General features: G+C 59.0%; 10 protein-coding genes and 1 pseudogene. 5 read left to right on the top strand and 6 right to left on the bottom strand.

All coding sequences use genetic code 11. From position 1 onward, the window contains the following. Positions 1–157: 157 nt before the first annotated feature. The 3 genes from ACM6JQ_RS02750 to putP form a co-directional block, all read right to left on the bottom strand. Positions 158–871, bottom strand: coding sequence for a DUF4123 domain-containing protein (locus ACM6JQ_RS02750; RefSeq protein WP_095113463.1), 714 nt, complete (start codon positions 869–871; stop codon positions 158–160). Continuing rightward, on the bottom strand, positions 861–2,876 hold the full coding sequence (locus ACM6JQ_RS02745; protein ID WP_414893184.1) for a type VI secretion system tip protein VgrG: 2,016 nt from the start codon (positions 2,874–2,876) through the stop codon (positions 861–863). Before ACM6JQ_RS02745 ends, ACM6JQ_RS02750 begins: the two co-directional genes overlap by 11 nt. 351 nt (positions 2,877–3,227) lie before the next feature. Beyond that, entirely contained in the window at positions 3,228–4,712 is a 1,485-nt protein-coding gene (putP, locus tag ACM6JQ_RS02740; RefSeq protein WP_095113461.1) for a sodium/proline symporter PutP, read from the bottom strand. A gap of 458 nt (positions 4,713–5,170) precedes the next feature. On the opposite strand from putP, the gene putA reads away from it, so the two are divergent. Then, positions 5,171–9,124, top strand: coding sequence for a trifunctional transcriptional regulator/proline dehydrogenase/L-glutamate gamma-semialdehyde dehydrogenase (putA, locus tag ACM6JQ_RS02735; RefSeq protein ID WP_414893183.1), 3,954 nt, complete (start codon positions 5,171–5,173; stop codon positions 9,122–9,124). A 299-nt stretch (positions 9,125–9,423) separates the two neighbouring features. Continuing rightward, positions 9,424–11,226, top strand: a complete 1,803-nt coding sequence (locus tag ACM6JQ_RS02730) for an acyl-CoA dehydrogenase (RefSeq protein WP_414893182.1) — start codon at positions 9,424–9,426, stop codon at positions 11,224–11,226. A gap of 216 nt (positions 11,227–11,442) precedes the next feature. Here the strand turns inward: ACM6JQ_RS02730 and ACM6JQ_RS02725 are convergent, their stop codons facing one another. After that, positions 11,443–13,380, bottom strand: coding sequence for a methyl-accepting chemotaxis protein (locus ACM6JQ_RS02725; protein WP_414893181.1), 1,938 nt, complete (start codon positions 13,378–13,380; stop codon positions 11,443–11,445). A 210-nt stretch (positions 13,381–13,590) separates the two neighbouring features. Here ACM6JQ_RS02725 and ACM6JQ_RS02720 point away from each other — a divergent pair, with 210 nt between their 5' ends. Then, positions 13,591–13,998 carry a hypothetical protein gene (locus tag ACM6JQ_RS02720; protein ID WP_414893180.1) on the top strand — a complete coding sequence of 136 codons (408 nt, stop codon included), beginning with the start codon at positions 13,591–13,593 and terminating at the stop codon, positions 13,996–13,998. 75 nt (positions 13,999–14,073) lie between these two features. On the opposite strand, the gene ACM6JQ_RS02715 is transcribed toward ACM6JQ_RS02720, so the two are convergent. After that, entirely contained in the window at positions 14,074–14,376 is a 303-nt protein-coding gene (locus ACM6JQ_RS02715) for a cell division protein ZapA (RefSeq protein WP_016987569.1), read from the bottom strand. Next, on the bottom strand, positions 14,373–14,603 hold the full coding sequence (locus ACM6JQ_RS02710) for a hypothetical protein (RefSeq protein WP_007909525.1): 231 nt from the start codon (positions 14,601–14,603) through the stop codon (positions 14,373–14,375). The genes ACM6JQ_RS02715 and ACM6JQ_RS02710 overlap by 4 nt, the downstream gene beginning before the upstream one ends. A 210-nt stretch (positions 14,604–14,813) precedes the next feature. Here ACM6JQ_RS02710 and ACM6JQ_RS02705 point away from each other — a divergent pair. Together ACM6JQ_RS02705 and ACM6JQ_RS02700 are read left to right on the top strand one after the other, a co-directional pair. Continuing rightward, positions 14,814–15,605, top strand: a pseudogene (locus tag ACM6JQ_RS02705) (MCP four helix bundle domain-containing protein); the annotation flags it as partial. A gap of 30 nt (positions 15,606–15,635) precedes the next feature. Beyond that, complete coding sequence (locus tag ACM6JQ_RS02700; RefSeq protein WP_371042268.1) at positions 15,636–16,508, top strand: methyl-accepting chemotaxis protein; 873 nt, start codon at positions 15,636–15,638, stop codon at positions 16,506–16,508. Positions 16,509–16,690 lie beyond the last annotated feature (182 nt).

The following is a 16,690-nucleotide window of genomic DNA, read 5'->3' as shown; positions in this document are numbered from 1 at the left end:
AAACAACAGCGCTGATGCACCATAGGTAGAGGGCTCCTACACCCTGTCACCGCTCTCGCAGTGACAACGAAAAGACTATCCCTGCAACCCACCGTCCACCAGTTCATGAAAACCGCCGCAACTCGAAGGAATCGTCCGAGACCTTCGCCCCGAAAACTCACTCCGACTCTGCCAGCAAAAACGCCAGCAACGCCGATTGCGACGATTCTTCCGACATAGAAACCTGAAAAAACCGCCTCACTTTGCAGCGCAAAATCGCCTCGGGGAAGGCATCGAAAACTGCCGGATGTTCCTCGCTCAACCACTGCAACGCATTGGCGGTTCGAACGTCATGGCCTTGCTGCGCCAGCACCGAATCCGGCACCTGCCACCACGGGAATACCCGCCCCGATACCAGCGCCCTGCCACCGATATCCAGCACCTGCCCATTGATCAGACAACGCCCGATCAGCGGAAACAGTTGTGCCGCATCCACCTCATCGGCCTGAAGAATCGGCAACAGAAACCGCCCGTCCCAAAAACGAAAAAACACCGTTTTCCCGCCAGGCATCAGCACTTGGGTAAGGCTGCGAAAGTGCGCCACCACCTCTTCAAGGCTCGCCGAAGACACCGCCAGCCAACCCCAATCCCGCGACTCGGTGGTGGTGACCCAATGCAGAAACTCACTGTCGGCGGCGACAATTCCCACGTAAGGCATCACCGCATCCCACTCGGCATAAATCGTCTCGGCCCAGATCGGGCTCGCCGTTTCTCGCCAAGCGGCAGGCGGTTTTGCCTCATTGGCATTACTGAAAACCGCAAACAACTGCTCGGAAGTTTTCAACGGTTCACGCGCCAACCATTCGGCAGGCAATAGAAAATCAGGCGGCACAGAGACCATCCTTGCAACGTTCACACTCTTCGCAGAATGGCGCGTCACCCTTGAAGCTCATGATTTGTGCAGCCGTCAGCATGGCAGCCGGCGCGGCGGCGAGTTTCTCCGGCAATCCCGGTACAACCGGCGCGGCACTCATCGCCGCCATCGGCGCACCACCCACTACAATCGGCACGCTGCTGAAAATGCCGCCGGGACCGATGTTGATCCACTGCCCACCGGCCTGAATCGTCGCACTCGCGCCACCGTCGATGACCACTTGCTGACCGGCGCTGACGTGGAATTGCCCACTGGCGCTGATCGCCTGATTGCTCACGCGAATATGCCGGTCGCCGCTCACGCTCAGATGGTCGTCCTGCTTCACTTCGGTCTGCCGCTGACCGTGAGTAATGCGCTGCTCATCAGCCTTCAACTCGTGCCGAGCGGTCCCGGTGACAACAATGCTGCGCTGGTTATCAACCTGCACCTGTTGATCATTCAACACATGCTGCGTCCAGTTACGCTGGGCGCGCAGGTAGATTTCCTCGGCACCTTTGCGATCCTCGATGCGCAGTTCGTTGTAGCCGCCACCGCCGGGGCTGCTCTGGCTACGGAAAATGCTGCGGGTCTTGTCCGCCGGCAGATCCAGCGGGATCGGCGTCGCGGCGTTGGGCAGGCAGCCCACAACCAATGGTTTGTCGGCGTCGGCATCGATGAAGCCGACCAGTACTTCCATGCCGACTCGCGGAATCAGCACGCTGCCGTAACGGTCATGGGCCCAACCGCTGGCAACGCGCAACCAACAACTGGAATGCTCGTTCAATTCACCGTCGCGGTCCCAAGCCAGTTGCACCTTGACCCGGCCATACTCGTCGCAGTGGATTTCCGTATCTTTCGGCCCGGTCACAACCGCCGGTTGATAGCCGAGCATGCGCGGTTTTTCAGGCCCCAGCGCCGGGCGGAAAAACACGTCCCACGGCGTGGCGAGAAAGCTATTACGGTAACCCTGAAATCCCTCGCCATCGCTGGTCACCGATTCCTCCAGCACCTGCGGCTGGCGGCCATGATGCTCGATGGCGGTCAGCAGCCACAGGTCATTCCAGTCGTGGCGCGGATGCTCAGTCAGTTGCAGGAAATGTCCGCAAACCAGTGCAGATTCGTCGCTGATGCCTTCGGCCTGACGGTAATCGGCGACATGTCGCTCAAGTGCCCGCTGGGCGAGATGCTTGCCGGTTTCCCGATCGTTGAATTGGCCGGGGAAGTGATAGTCCTCGAGCACCGGGCGCTGCTCGCCGTCGACTCGGCTTTGCAATTGCAGCCGCGGTTTTTCGAAGTTGTAGTCGCGCCGGGTGACCACGCTGGTGCGGGTTTCCACGCGAACGTTGAAACGCTTGACCGCCGGGGCTCCGGCAGACATGCCACTGCCCGGCAGATAAAGGGTCGGCGTGGCCAGTTTTGGAAACACTGTCTGGTCATCACCGAACACCAGTACGTGCGCGTCGGGGCTGTGTTGAAAGTGGTAATGAATACCCACTTCGGCACACAGGCGTTGAATGAACGCCAAGTCGCTTTCAGCGTACTGCACGCAATACTCGCGAACCGGGTATTCGCTGCCCAACCGAAACTCGAAAGCGTCACGAAGGATCGCGTGATCCTTAAGCACCTGCGCAACAATTTGCGGCACGCTCTGATGCTGGAAAATCCGCTGATTGATGCGGTGTTCCAGATACGTCAAACGTGGGACAAGGCTTAAGTGATAACGCGTCAGACGTTTCCCGGAGTCGCCCTGCCCAACCTGATAAATCTGACCGTGAATACCGGAACCTTGAGCATCAAAGCTCAGAAACGCCTGACAGTGCAGCAGGCTCTCGAGGTCCAGATCCGGTCGCTCACTGACCAGTTCCAGCTCGAAACGAAAGGGTTGGCTGATGGCTTCCTTGCCCGTGAACTCAAGGACCTTGAGGTCATGTTGGGCGCCTTCGAGGGTCACCGTGAAACGCGGTTGATTGGCAGGCGCGAACATCCGATGTCTCTCTGCAGTGTGAGGGCGGGCGATTCTGCATGAGGGGCAAGGGGTGATGAATGGGTGACGGGAAAATCAGATTTCCCCTACTTTTTTTGCCGAAAAAACCTGCAAAAAACGGCGCTTTCAACTACAGACAAATCCCTCAAGTCATCCATAGAACCCTGTGGGAGCTGGCTTGCCAGCGATAGCGATGCGTCAGTTACTGAATGTTCTGAATGTGCCGCCCTCATCGCTGGCAAGCCAGCTCCCACAGGTTTCTTCAGCGTCGGCAAGAAATCACAGGCACAAAAAAACGGCCCGTCTCCTGTGGAAACGGGCCGTTTTTGGATGAGCCTCAGCTCAGAACAATTACTTGTTCAGGTGGAAGTCTTTTTCCGCCGCTTCGAAGCGCTGCACCATGCCTCTGGTCGGCTCGCCCATCTTGCTGACAATGTAGATGGCCAGGCTGGCGAAGATGAAGCCCGGGATGATTTCGTACAAACCCAGCAGTTCGAAATGCTTCCACACCACCACGGTGATCGCGCCGACCAGAATACCGGCCAGTGCGCCGTCACGGGTCATGCCTTTCCAGACCACCGAGATCAGCACAACCGGACCAAACGCCGCACCGAAACCGGCCCAGGCGTAAGACACCAGGCCCAGTACGCGGTTTTCCGGGTTGGCAGCCAGGGCGATCGCGATCAGTGCAACCAACAGCACCATGGCGCGGCCGACCCAGACCAGCTCCAGTTGCGAAGCGGATTTACGCAGGAAAGTTTTGTAGAAGTCTTCGGTCAGGGCGCTCGAGCACACCAGCAACTGGCAGCTCAGGGTGCTCATCACAGCAGCCAGAATGGCCGACAACAGCACACCGGCGATCCATGGGTTGAACAGCAGTTTGGCCAGTTCGATGAACACGCGTTCGTGGTTCTCGGTCACGGGACCGGCAACTTCCGGGTGCGCCGAGAAGTACGCGATACCGAAGAAGCCCACCGCCACAGTGCCGCCCAGGCACAGGATCATCCAGGTCATGGAAATGCGACGCGCCTTGGCGATCGACTTAACCGAATCCGCCGCCATGAAACGCGCGAGGATGTGCGGCTGACCGAAATAGCCCAGACCCCAGCCCATCAGCGAAATGATGCCGATGAAGGTGGTGCCTTTGAGCATGTCGAAGTTGCTTGGATCTTGCGCTTCGATGGCCAGGAACGTGGTGTCGACGCCACCGGTGGCCAGCAGCACGATGATCGGCGTAAGGATCAGCGCGAAAATCATCAGCGTGGCTTGTACGGTGTCAGTCCAGCTCACCGCGAGGAAACCACCAATAAAGGTGTAAGCAATCGTCGCCGCAGCACCGGCCCACAGCGCCGTCTCGTAGGACATGCCGAAGGTGCTTTCGAACAGACGGGCACCGGCCACGATGCCGGAAGCGCAGTAGATGGTGAAGAACACCAGAATCACGATCGCCGAAATGATCCGCAGCAGACCGCTTTTATCTTCAAAACGGCTGGCGAAGTAATCCGGCAGGGTCAGGGCGTCGCCGTTGTGCTCGGTCTGCACGCGCAGACGGCCGGCAACGAACAGCCAGTTCAGGTAGGCACCGATGACCAGACCGATGGCGATCCAGCTTTCGGACAGACCGGACATATAGATGGCGCCCGGCAGGCCCATCAACAACCAGCCACTCATGTCGGACGCACCGGCGGACAGCGCGGTGACGACGCTGCCGAGGCTGCGACCGCCGAGAATATAGTCAGAAAGGTTGTTGGTGGAGCGATAGGCCATCAAGCCGATCAGCACCATTGCTGCGATGTAGATCACGAACGTGATCAGGGTTGGATTGCTTACGCTCATTGAGTTACGCCCTGGCTTTGTTTTTATGTAGCGGCGGTGGTGAACCGCACGCAAACGACGACGTTTGGCAGACGATCCGGGATCCCGCGCATTTAGGACTGATGTTTCCCCAGGAAAGCCATCAGCCGGTACACCGGGTTAATCCCGGTTGCACCTTGGGCGCGAATGCTATGCAACAAATCAAATAAGGTGCAACCAGTTTCGTGAGAATTAGTTGCACCTAGTCGGATTTATCGACGATCACCCCGTTTTTGCTCCCTTTTGTGGCAGTCATGGCCCTTTGCTAGAAGCAAAAGCACCAAGCAGGAGCAGCACTTTCGTACCAGAAAATAATTCCTGACGAGCTGCCTATTATTCCGACAAAAAAAGGGTTGCACCCGGTTGCACCTCTTTCAGCGCACGGCTAATCTTGCGGCCAGCTGATGCCACGCAACTGTGGCAACCATGAGGATAAAAATATGGCTACCACCACCCTTGGGGTCAAACTCGATGACCCGACCCGCGAGCGCCTGAAGGCGGCCGCGACCTCGATTGATCGCACACCGCACTGGCTGATCAAGCAGGCAATTTTCAATTACCTGGAAAAACTCGAGGGTGGTGCAACCCTGACCGAGCTGAACGGTTTGACCGCCAAGGACGCCGACGAGGCGGGCGAAGTCCACACCGATCACGCGCACCAATGCTTCCTCGAATTCGCCGAAAGCATCCTGCCGCAGTCGGTACTGCGCGCATCGATCACCGCCGCTTACCGCCGCCCTGAGCCGGAAGTGGTGCCGATGCTGATCGAGCAGGCTCGCCTGCCGGTCGCCATGGCTGAAGCCACTAACAAGCTCGCCGCTTCTATCGCGGAAAAACTGCGTAACCAGAAAAGTGCCGGCGGTCGTGCGGGCATCGTTCAAGGTCTGCTGCAGGAATTTTCCCTGTCGTCCCAGGAAGGCGTGGCGCTGATGTGCCTGGCCGAAGCGCTGCTGCGTATCCCGGACAAGGGCACCCGCGATGCACTGATCCGCGACAAGATCAGCACCGGCAACTGGCATCCGCACTTGGGCAACAGCCCTTCGCTGTTCGTCAACGCGGCCACTTGGGGCCTGCTGCTGACCGGCAAACTGGTCTCGACGCACAACGAAGCCGGCCTGACGTCGTCGCTGAGCCGCATCATCGGCAAGAGCGGCGAGCCGATGATCCGCAAGGGCGTCGACATGGCCATGCGCCTGATGGGCGAGCAGTTCGTCACCGGCGAAACCATCGCCGAAGCGCTGGCCAACGCGAGCAAGTTCGAAGCCAAGGGCTTCCGCTACTCCTACGACATGCTCGGTGAAGCGGCACTGACCGAGCACGACGCGCAGAAGTACCTGGCGTCGTACGAACAAGCCATTCACTCGATCGGCAAAGCCTCCCACGGCCGTGGGATTTATGAAGGCCCGGGCATTTCCATCAAGCTGTCGGCACTGCACCCGCGTTACAGCCGTGCGCAGTACGAGCGTGTGATGGACGAGCTGTACCCGCGCCTGCTGTCGCTGACCCTGCTGGCCAAGCAATACGACATCGGCCTGAACATCGACGCCGAAGAAGCCGACCGTCTCGAACTGTCGCTGGATCTGCTTGAGCGCCTGTGCTTCGAGCCGCAGCTGACTGGCTGGAACGGCATCGGTTTCGTTATCCAGGCGTACCAGAAGCGTTGCCCGTACGTGATCGACTACGTGATCGACCTGGCTCGCCGCAGCCGTCATCGCCTGATGATCCGCTTGGTGAAAGGCGCGTACTGGGACAGCGAAATCAAGCGCGCCCAGGTCGAAGGCCTGGAAGGCTATCCGGTCTATACCCGCAAGGTGTACACCGACGTTTCCTACATCGCTTGCGCACGCAAACTGCTGTCGGTGCCGGAAGTCATCTACCCGCAGTTCGCCACGCACAACGCCCACACCCTGTCGGCCATTTACCACATTGCCGGTCAGAACTATTACCCCGGCCAGTACGAATTCCAGTGCCTGCACGGCATGGGCGAACCGCTCTACGAGCAGGTTGTAGGCAAAGTTTCCGAAGGCAAGCTGAACCGTCCGTGCCGCGTGTATGCACCGGTCGGCACTCACGAAACCCTGTTGGCGTATCTGGTACGTCGACTGCTGGAAAACGGCGCGAACACTTCGTTCGTCAACCGCATCGCCGACCAGTCGATTTCGATTCAGGAATTGGTGGCCGATCCGGTGGCGCAGATCGAGCAGATGGCAACCGTGGAAGGTGGTTTCGGCCTGCCGCACCCGCGCATTCCGCTGCCGCGTGATCTGTATGGTTCCGAACGCGCCAACTCCAGCGGCATCGACATGGCCAACGAACATCGTCTGGCTTCGCTGTCCTGCGCCTTGCTCGCCACTGCGCATAACGACTGGAAAGCCGCGCCGATGCTCGGTTGCGCCTCCAGCAACGAAACGCCGGCAGCCGTTCTGAACCCGGCCGATCACCGTGATGTGGTCGGTCATGTTCAAGAAGCCACCGTCGAAGACGTCGACAACGCCATTCAATGCGCACTGAACGCCGCACCGATCTGGCAGGCCACCCCGCCGGCCGAACGCGCGGCGATTCTGGAACGTGCCGCTGACTTGATGGAAGGCGAGATTCAGCCGCTGATGGGCCTGCTGGCTCGCGAAGCCGGCAAGACCTTCGCCAACGCCATCGCCGAAGTCCGCGAAGCCGTCGACTTCCTGCGTTATTACGCAGTGCAGGCGCGCAACGATTTCAGCAATGACGCCCATCGCCCACTGGGCCCGGTGGTGTGCATCAGCCCGTGGAACTTCCCGCTGGCGATTTTCAGCGGTCAGGTTGCTGCGGCACTGGCTGCCGGTAACCCGGTACTGGCCAAGCCTGCCGAACAAACTCCGCTGGTCGCGGCTCAAGCCGTACGCTTGCTGCTCGAAGCCGGGATCCCGGAAGGCGTGCTGCAACTGCTGCCGGGTCGCGGTGAAACCGTCGGCGCCGGTCTGGTTGGCGATGAACGCGTCAAAGGCGTGATGTTCACCGGTTCCACCGAAGTCGCGCGCCTGCTGCAACGCAACATTGCTGGCCGTCTCGACAGCCAGGGCCGTCCGATTCCGCTGATCGCCGAAACCGGCGGCCAGAACGCAATGATCGTCGACTCTTCGGCGCTGACCGAACAAGTCGTGATCGACGTGGTGTCGTCGGCGTTCGACAGCGCCGGTCAGCGTTGCTCGGCACTGCGGGTCCTGTGCCTGCAGGAAGATTCCGCCGATCGCGTCATCGAAATGCTCAAAGGGGCCATGGCGGAAAGCCGTCTCGGCAACCCGGAGCGCCTGTCCGTGGACATCGGCCCGGTGATCGACGCCGAAGCCAAGGCTGGCATCGACAAGCACATCCAGGGCATGCGCGACAAAGGTCGCAATGTGTACCAGGTGGCGATTGCCGATACCGAAGAAGTCAAACGCGGCACCTTCGTCATGCCGACGCTGATCGAGCTGGAAAGCTTCGACGAGCTGCAACGCGAGATCTTCGGCCCGGTGCTGCATGTGGTGCGCTACAAGCGCAAAGAAATCGATCAACTGATCGGCCAGATCAACGCTTCCGGTTATGGTCTGACGCTGGGCGTGCACACGCGCATCGACGAGACCATCGCCAAGGTGATCGACAACGTCAACGCCGGTAACGTCTACGTAAACCGTAACATCGTCGGTGCCGTGGTCGGCGTGCAGCCATTCGGCGGCGAAGGCCTGTCGGGTACTGGCCCGAAAGCCGGTGGCCCGCTGTACCTGTACCGTTTGCTGGCGACACGTCCTACCGACGCTATCGAACAATCCTTCGCTCGCGGTGATGCCGTTATCGCCCCGGACGTTCGTTTGCGCGATGCCATGAGCAAACCGCTGAACGCTCTGAAAGCCTGGGCTGAAAGCAACAAATACGCCGACCTGAGCACCCTGTGCGTGCAGTACGCTGCGCAATCGCAGAGCGGCATCACCCGCGTACTGGCCGGCCCGACCGGTGAGAAAAACAGCTACGCGATCCTGCCGCGTGAGCACGTGTTGTGCCTGGCGGAGGTTGAAGGTGATCTGCTGACGCAACTGGCGGCGGTGCTGGCGGTAGGCGGTTCGGCGGTATGGCCGGAGTCCGACATCAGCAAGGCCTTGTTCGCACGCCTGCCGAAGGAGATTCAGGCGCGGATCAAGCTGGTTGCCGACTGGAACAAAGACGAGGTGGTGTTCGATGCGGTTCTGCATCACGGCCATTCCGACCAGTTGCGCGGCGTTTGCCAGCAGATCGCCAAGCGTGCCGGCGCGATTGTTGGGGTTCAGGGCTTGTCCCAGGGCGAGACCAACATTGCCCTGGAGCGCCTGGTGATTGAGCGGGCGTTGAGTGTTAACACTGCGGCGGCGGGTGGTAATGCCAGCCTGATGACGATCGGCTAAACCGCTGTAACTCCAGGCGACCGCAACGGTCGCCTGGAATGAAATCCCCTGTAGGAGTGAGCCTGCTCGCGATAGCGATCTATCAGACACATTTGTTTGACTGACAGACCGCTATCGCGAGCAGGCTCACTCCTACAAAAGATCAAAAGATCGCAGCCTTCGGCAGCTCCTACAGGAATTGGTGTAGGAGCTGCCGAAGGCTGCGATCTTTTGCTTCTGTATCACGCCCATCAATCATCCTGTTCAGCCTTTATCAGCACGCCTAGACTCGGCCCAACCCCAATTTCAGGTAGGCCGCCATGTCCGAGACGCTGCTCAGTTCCCGCAATCTGGCTTTCGAGCTGTATGAAGTCCTTGATGCCGAGGGCCTGACCCGGCGTGAGCGCTTTGCCGAGCACAACCGCGAGACCTTCGACGCCGCCATCGGCACCGCACGCAGCATCGCCGAGAAGTACTTCGCCCCGCACAACCGCAAGGGCGACGAGAACGAACCGCGCTACGAAGATGGCAAGGCGATTCTGATTCCTGAAGTGAAACCAGCGGTGGATGCCTTCCTCGAGGCCGGATTCCTCAACGCCGCGAGAAGTTTCGACGCCGGCGGCATGCAGCTTCCTACACTGCTGTCGCAAGCCTGCTTCGCGCATTTCCAGTCAGCCAACGCGGCTTCAACGTCCTACCCGTTCCTGACCATGGGCGCGGCGAACCTGATTGAGAGCTTTGGCACGGACGAACAGAAACAACGCTTTCTGCAACCGATGATCGACGGCCGCTTCTTCGGCACCATGGCCCTGACCGAGCCCCACGCAGGATCATCGCTGTCGGATATTCGTACGCGCGCCGAGCCGGCGTCCGACGGCACCTATCGCCTGAAGGGCAACAAGATCTTCATTTCCGGCGGCGATCACCCGCTGTCGGAAAACATCGTGCACATGGTCCTGGCCAAGCTGCCCGACGCACCTGCGGGCGTTAAAGGTATCTCGCTGTTCATCGTGCCGAAGTTTCTGGTCAACGATGACGGCAGCCTCGGCCAGCGTAACGATGTGCTGCTGGCCGGGCTGTTTCACAAGATGGGCTGGCGCGGCACCACCTCCACAGCGCTGAACTTCGGCGATAACGGTGAGTGTGTTGGTTATCTGGTGGGAAAACCGCACCACGGCTTGAGCTACATGTTCCAGATGATGAACGAGGCGCGGATCGGCGTCGGCATGGGCGCGGTGATGCTCGGTTATGCCGGTTACCTGTACTCGCTGGAGTACGCCCGCGAGCGGCCACAGGGTCGCGTGCCGGACAGTAAGGATCCGACCACAGCACCGGTGGCGATCATTCAGCACGCCGATGTCAGACGTATGCTGTTGACGCAAAAGTCCTACGTCGAAGGGGCATTTGACCTCGGCCTCTATGCAGCGCGGCTATTCGATGACACCACGACGCTTGAATCCGAAGCCGAGCGCAAGCAGGCGCATGAGTTGCTGGATCTGCTGACACCGATCGTCAAATCCTGGCCGTCGGAGTTCTGCCTCAAGGCCAACGAACTGGCGATCCAGATTCTTGGCGGTCACGGTTACACCCGCGAATATCCGGTGGAGCAGTATTACCGCGATAACCGCTTGAACCCGATTCATGAAGGCACCCATGGCATTCAATCGCTGGACTTGCTCGGGCGTAAATTGGCGCAGAACGGTGGCGCGGGACTGAAGCAATTGATTCGTCTGATCGCCACCACGGCAGAGCGCGCAACTGCTTACGAATCGCTGACCGCGTTGCGTGAGCCGTTAGAGAAACTGGTCGCGCGCCTGCAAACGGTGACCATCGGTTTGTTGACCGATCTGGCACAGGGCAAGGTCAATAGCAGCCTGGCGAATTCGGCGCTGTACCTGAAGGTGTTCGGCCACACGGTGATTGGCTGGCGCTGGCTGGAGCAGGCGATTCGTGCCGAGGAAGGGTTGGCCAAGGGTAATGCGGCGGATGCTGACTTCTATAAAGGCAAGTTGCAGGCGGCGCGGTATTTTCTGACGTGGGAAGTGCCGGGTTGTCACCATGAGCTGGCGTTGCTGGAGGCGCGGGATGATACGTGTCTGGCGATGCAGGATGCGTGGTTCTAAAAGCCAACCCTCACCCCAGCCCTCCCGAAACGTCGGACCGCCCAAAGGGAGAGGGGGCCGACCGAGGTGTCTGACGCTATACATCGACCTGAAAAACCGCATCGACTATGGATTCAGTACAGTACTTTCAGGTCGGCGTACCTCCTGAATTTTCCACGCTCAGTCCCCTCTCCCTCTGGGAGAGGGCTAGGGTGAGGGGCTTTTCTGGCTCAACACTCAACTCAACTTGAACCCACCCATCTGCCGCGCCAGATCATCCGCCAGCCTCTGCAACATCTGACAATCCTCACGACAGGCCCGAACCTCCCCCGCCGTCGCCCGCGCCAGATCGGAAATCCCCTGCACATTGCGGTTTATCTCCTCAGTCACCGCCGACTGCTCTTCCGTCGCCGTCGCGACCTGATGGTTCATATCGCTGATGCGCTCGACCTGCCCGGTAATCGCTGTCAGCGATGCCCCGGTGCGCTGGCTCGATTCAACCCCGGTGCCAGTTGCCGCCTGCCCCGTGCGCATCGACGACACGGCGTTTTCCGCGCCTTGCTTGAGGCTGCCGATCATCTGCTGGATTTCGTCGGTGGAGGCCTGCGTCCTGCGCGCCAAAGTGCGCACTTCGTCAGCAACAACCGCGAAGCCGCGCCCCATATCACCGGCGCGCGCCGCTTCGATGGCGGCATTGAGCGCCAACAGATTGGTCTGCTCGGACACCCCGCGAATTACCGCCAATACAGAATCGATCGACGCCACTTGGTGCGCCAATTCACCCACCGCGCCAGCCGCGACGCCAATCTCATCGGACATGCTTTCAATATGCCGAATCGAGCCGCCGACCACTTCCCGCGCCTGCATCGCTTCATCCCGTGCGGTTTGCGAGGCCAACGCAGCATTACCAGCGTTCTGCGCAATCTCCTGCACGGTCAGGCCCATCTCGTGAACGGCGGTCGCGACCATGTCGGTCATTTCCTGCTGGCGGCCCGAGCGCTCGGCGGTATTTTCCACCACTTTCGCTACCTGCCCCACAGCCGTGCGCAGGCGCTCACTGGTGGTCAGCACCTCGCCGATCATCCCGCGCTGGCTGTCAAGGAAACGGTTGAAGCCCCGGGCGAGATCGCCCAGCTCGTCGGCGCGGCTGGAATCTAACCGGTGGGTCAAATCTCCACCGCCGCTACCGATTGCTACCAGCGCCGCTGTTACCTGACGAATCGGCCGCACCAGCCCTTGCGCCAGCCACACCACCAAAGCAAGGCACACCAGCGCTACGGCCAGACCGATACCGCCGCTCATCCACATCGCTTTTCGGGCTTCGGCATAGATCTGCGAATGCGGCACTTCGGCCACGAGAGTCCAGCCCAAATCGCGCAAGGGCAGGCTGAAGGCGAGGAAGTCTTCGCCATCCCTCTGGAAGCTGCTGCTGATCGCCGTTTTCTGGCCCATGACGGCCTGCGCCGCATTGGCGCCGATCTGCTCGCTCAAGGTGCGTTTGCCGCTGAACTGCGCTTCGGGATGCACTTGGATCAAACCGTCGGAACGCACGAGATAGACCTTGCCGCGCTCACCAAAGCTGAAGTTGTGAATCAGCTCCGACAGCTCTTTCATACTCAAGCCTAGCCCGGCAACGCCGACCACTTTGCCGGCCTGCTCGACCTTCAGATCGATGAACAGCGCCAATTCCCCGGTGGCGCCGTCGTTGTCGATATTGAGGGTGCGCGGCTGATTGCTGTCGAGGAAGGAATAGAACCACGCGTCAGCCGGTTTGGAGCGACTGAGGGTGCGATCCAGGCCTTTTTCGGTGATGTAATGATTGGATTCGGTGCCGATGATCAAAGCGGTGAAAGCTTTATGTTCGGCGCGGATGCCTTCCAGATACTGCGCGAAGCCAGCCGTTTTGCTGCTGTCTTCGCCTGAGGCGAGCCAGTCGCGGACCATCGTATTGCTGGCGATATCCTTGGCCGCTGTCAGCGGTTGCACAAGGATCCGTTCGATATCGTTGCGCGTCGCTTCAATACTTGACGGCAGTGCTTGTTCGACCAGATAGCTCTGGGCGAGGCGGTTGACCACCAGGGTATAAATGCCAACCACGATCAGGATACTGACCAGCAGGGCGGTGCCCATGCTGAGAATCAGCTGCCATTGAATACTGCGTCGCCACAACTGCATGGAGCACCCCCAAAGAATAAGAGGCAGAAACACTGCAACTGTCGCGCCAGATGTATACAAAAAATCTAAATATTGTTCATTGATTCATGCGCGATATTCATAACACCCACTTAAATACGACCCTGTCTACTGTCAAGGTTGTCAGGTGTCAGGGATTTATCAAAGCCGTACTCTCCGTTGGCGAACCCCCCAAAACGAGGAGTCAAGGAAATGAGCAAACAACGCACAATTGAAAGTATTCAGGGCACTCAAAGTCTTGAGGGCATTACTCGGGATGAAATGCTGAAGTCCGTCAGGGTAGGTCAGACGATTAAAAAGACAGTCAACGACAGGAAAGCCACCATCCTTAAAAAATCGTTCGACGAATCAGGCGACGGGTGGTTTATCGAGGTAGAGGTAGAGGTAGAGGTAGAGGTAGAGGCAGAGGACGACGCAACTCCGACCACGTGGCGGAGCGAAAAGGTACTCAACCAGGGCGAAATGGTTCGGTACATTGAAAAGGGGGATTTTCTTACCCATCCCGGCTACCCCGATGAACCTTTCAAGGTGGAAGAAAAGGATGTAGTGACTCAGGATGGCCGTTATTACTTCAGGATTAAGTCAATCAGCGCACCATGATCGCTCATTCCTCTCCAGAGCGCTCCTCGCAAATGGAGCGCTCCTGAGAAGAGGCTAGGGTCTACCCCCGAGACTTCAACCCTGGTTAATGGTCTTGGCGATAGTGTCGACCGTGGCGCTGACTTGCTCTTGGTAACGGTCGAGTTCTTCCTGGTGTTGCTTCTTCATTTCGATCTGCTGCGAGCACAGATTCATCGCCGCCAGCACCAGCAAGCGGTCACCGATCAGTGTCGGGTATTTGCGCTTGGTGTCGTCCAGCGCTGCCTTGAGCATCATGGCCGCGTCCAGCAGGGTCTGTTCTTCCCCGGCCGGTGCCTTGATCGAATAGTCCTCCCCGAGAATCGAGACGACTTTTACCCCTGCTGTGTGGTGGTTCATGCGCTGACAGGACCTGCGTTGACGCGATCAACCAGGGCTTGAATGCGGGCGGCGGTGGCGCCGTGCTTTTCTTCCTGCTCCATCAGGTTCAGTTGCAGGCTTTCGTTTTCATCCTTGGCCTGGGCCAGTTCCGTGGACAGGGTCTGGTTGGTTTGCGCGAGGGTCTGGTTCTGTTGCACCAGGTCGCTGACGAGCTGTTCCAATTGGCTGAGGGATGCTTCCAACATTTTGATCTTCCAAGCGTTTTTCAAAGGGCGCGTACGATAAAGAAAAGTCATCACGGATGCCAGGGTTAAACCGGCGCAAAGCCTTGATTTTCCTGGCGGCCGACCGTTCTCGCGAGTTTTAAAGACTGTGATCTGCCGATCTGGTTCCTGCACTTCGTCGCCCAAGCCCTTCTGCGACAAATACGCACAGCACCTCAAGACTTTAGTCGCATGACCGATAAGTCATCCATACAGCAGTCTCAGCCCGCACGGACGCGGCCCTCTCTTGGTATCCGCCCCATGTCCCTTCGCAATATGAATATCGCCCCACGGGCGTTTACCGGCTTCGCCCTGATCGGCGGCCTGATGCTGGTTCTCGGCGTGTTTGCGCTTAATCAGATGAGCAAAATCCGCGCAGCAGGCGAAGACATCGCCACGGCCAGTGTGCCTTCGATCAAGGCCCTCGACGAGTTCACCCAACTGACCCTGCGCCTGCGTGTTTTGTCGTATCGGTTGCTGATCAACCGTGAACCGGACGTTCAACAAAAGACTGTCGAACTGTTCGAGTTGCGCAACAAGCAGATCGCCGACGCCCAGCGCGCCTACGAGCCGTTGATCGACGGCCCGCAAGAACGCGCGGCTTATGATCAATACATACAGTTGCTCGCGCAGTACCGCCAGCTCGAAGACCGGATGAAAACCCTGTCGCGCAACAATCAGATCGATGAACTGCGGCAGATGCTCAACTCGGACTTGCTGAGCAACTCGGAAGCGGTGAACACCGCCCTCGCGCGTTTGCTGGAGATCAACACTCAGCAAATCGCCGAGACGGATAAAGGCGCGAGCGATCAGTTTTCGATGTCTTTCAACCTTGTGGTCACGCTGTTGGTGATCGCCACTGGCCTGACATTTCTCTTCGCATGGCTGCTGACCGTCAGCATCACCAAGCCGATCTCCAAAGCATTGGAAGCTGCGGAAACCATCGCCGAAGGCAACCTGACCCAGCCGATCCACGTCGACGGTGAAGACGAAGCTGGCCGCCTGCTGGCAGCCATGGCGAAGATGCAATCGAAGCTACGTGACACCCTGCAGCGTATTTCCGGCTCGGCGACTCAGTTGGCTTCGGCAGCGGAAGAACTGAACAGCGTCACCGACGAAAGCGCGCGTGGCCTGACTCAGCAGAACAACGAAATTGAACAGGCGGCCACTGCGGTCAATGAAATGACCAGCGCTGTGGAAGAAGTCGCGCGCAACGCCGTGAGCACTTCGGAAGCCTCTAAGAATGCCACCACCTCGGCCGGTGATGGTCGTGATCTGGTCCAGGAAACGGTCAGCGCCATCGAACGCATGAGCGCCGATGTGCAAAGCACTGCGTCGTTGATCGGCGATCTGGCCAATGAGTCCCGCGACATCGGCAAAGTGCTGGATGTGATTCGTGGTCTGGCCGATCAGACCAACCTGCTGGCACTGAACGCAGCGATTGAAGCGGCACGCGCCGGTGAAGCCGGCCGTGGTTTTGCGGTGGTGGCGGATGAAGTACGTGCCTTGGCGCATCGCACTCAGCAGTCGACCAGCGAAATCGAGCGGATGATCGGCAGCATTCAGAGCGGCACCGAACACGCCGTGGATTCGATGCGCAACAGCACCGAGCGTGCCGAGTCGACCCTGAACATCGCCCGTGGTGCCGGCATGTCGCTGGACACCATCAACACCGCCATCGTCGAGATCAACGAGCGCAACCTGGTGATCGCCAGCGCCGCTGAAGAGCAGGCACAAGTGGCGCGGGAAGTGGATCGCAATCTGGTGAATATTCGTGATTTGTCGGTGCAATCGGCGACTGGCGCGAATCAGACCAGTGCGGCGAGCAATGAGCTGTCGCGGTTGGCGCTGGATTTGAACAACATGGTTGGGCGGTTCAGCCTGTAAATTTTGAGATTAAGGTCAAAAGCCCCTCACCCCAGCCCTCTCCCAGAGGGAGAGGGGGAAAGGGAGCAGATCTTCATACATTTCAAAGTCTGAGTTCGACTCGAAATTTCAGGTCGATGTAGTGCAGTGGTCAACTAATTCCGGACACCTCGATAGGTGGTTTTGACGCCATCGCCCGCTCG

Source organism: Pseudomonas sp. IT-232MI5, assembly GCF_949767845.1.
Taxonomy (GTDB): Bacteria; Pseudomonadota; Gammaproteobacteria; order Pseudomonadales; family Pseudomonadaceae; genus Aquipseudomonas.
Note: the sequence above shows the minus strand (reverse complement) of the source record. Positions and strands in the feature narration are given on the sequence as shown.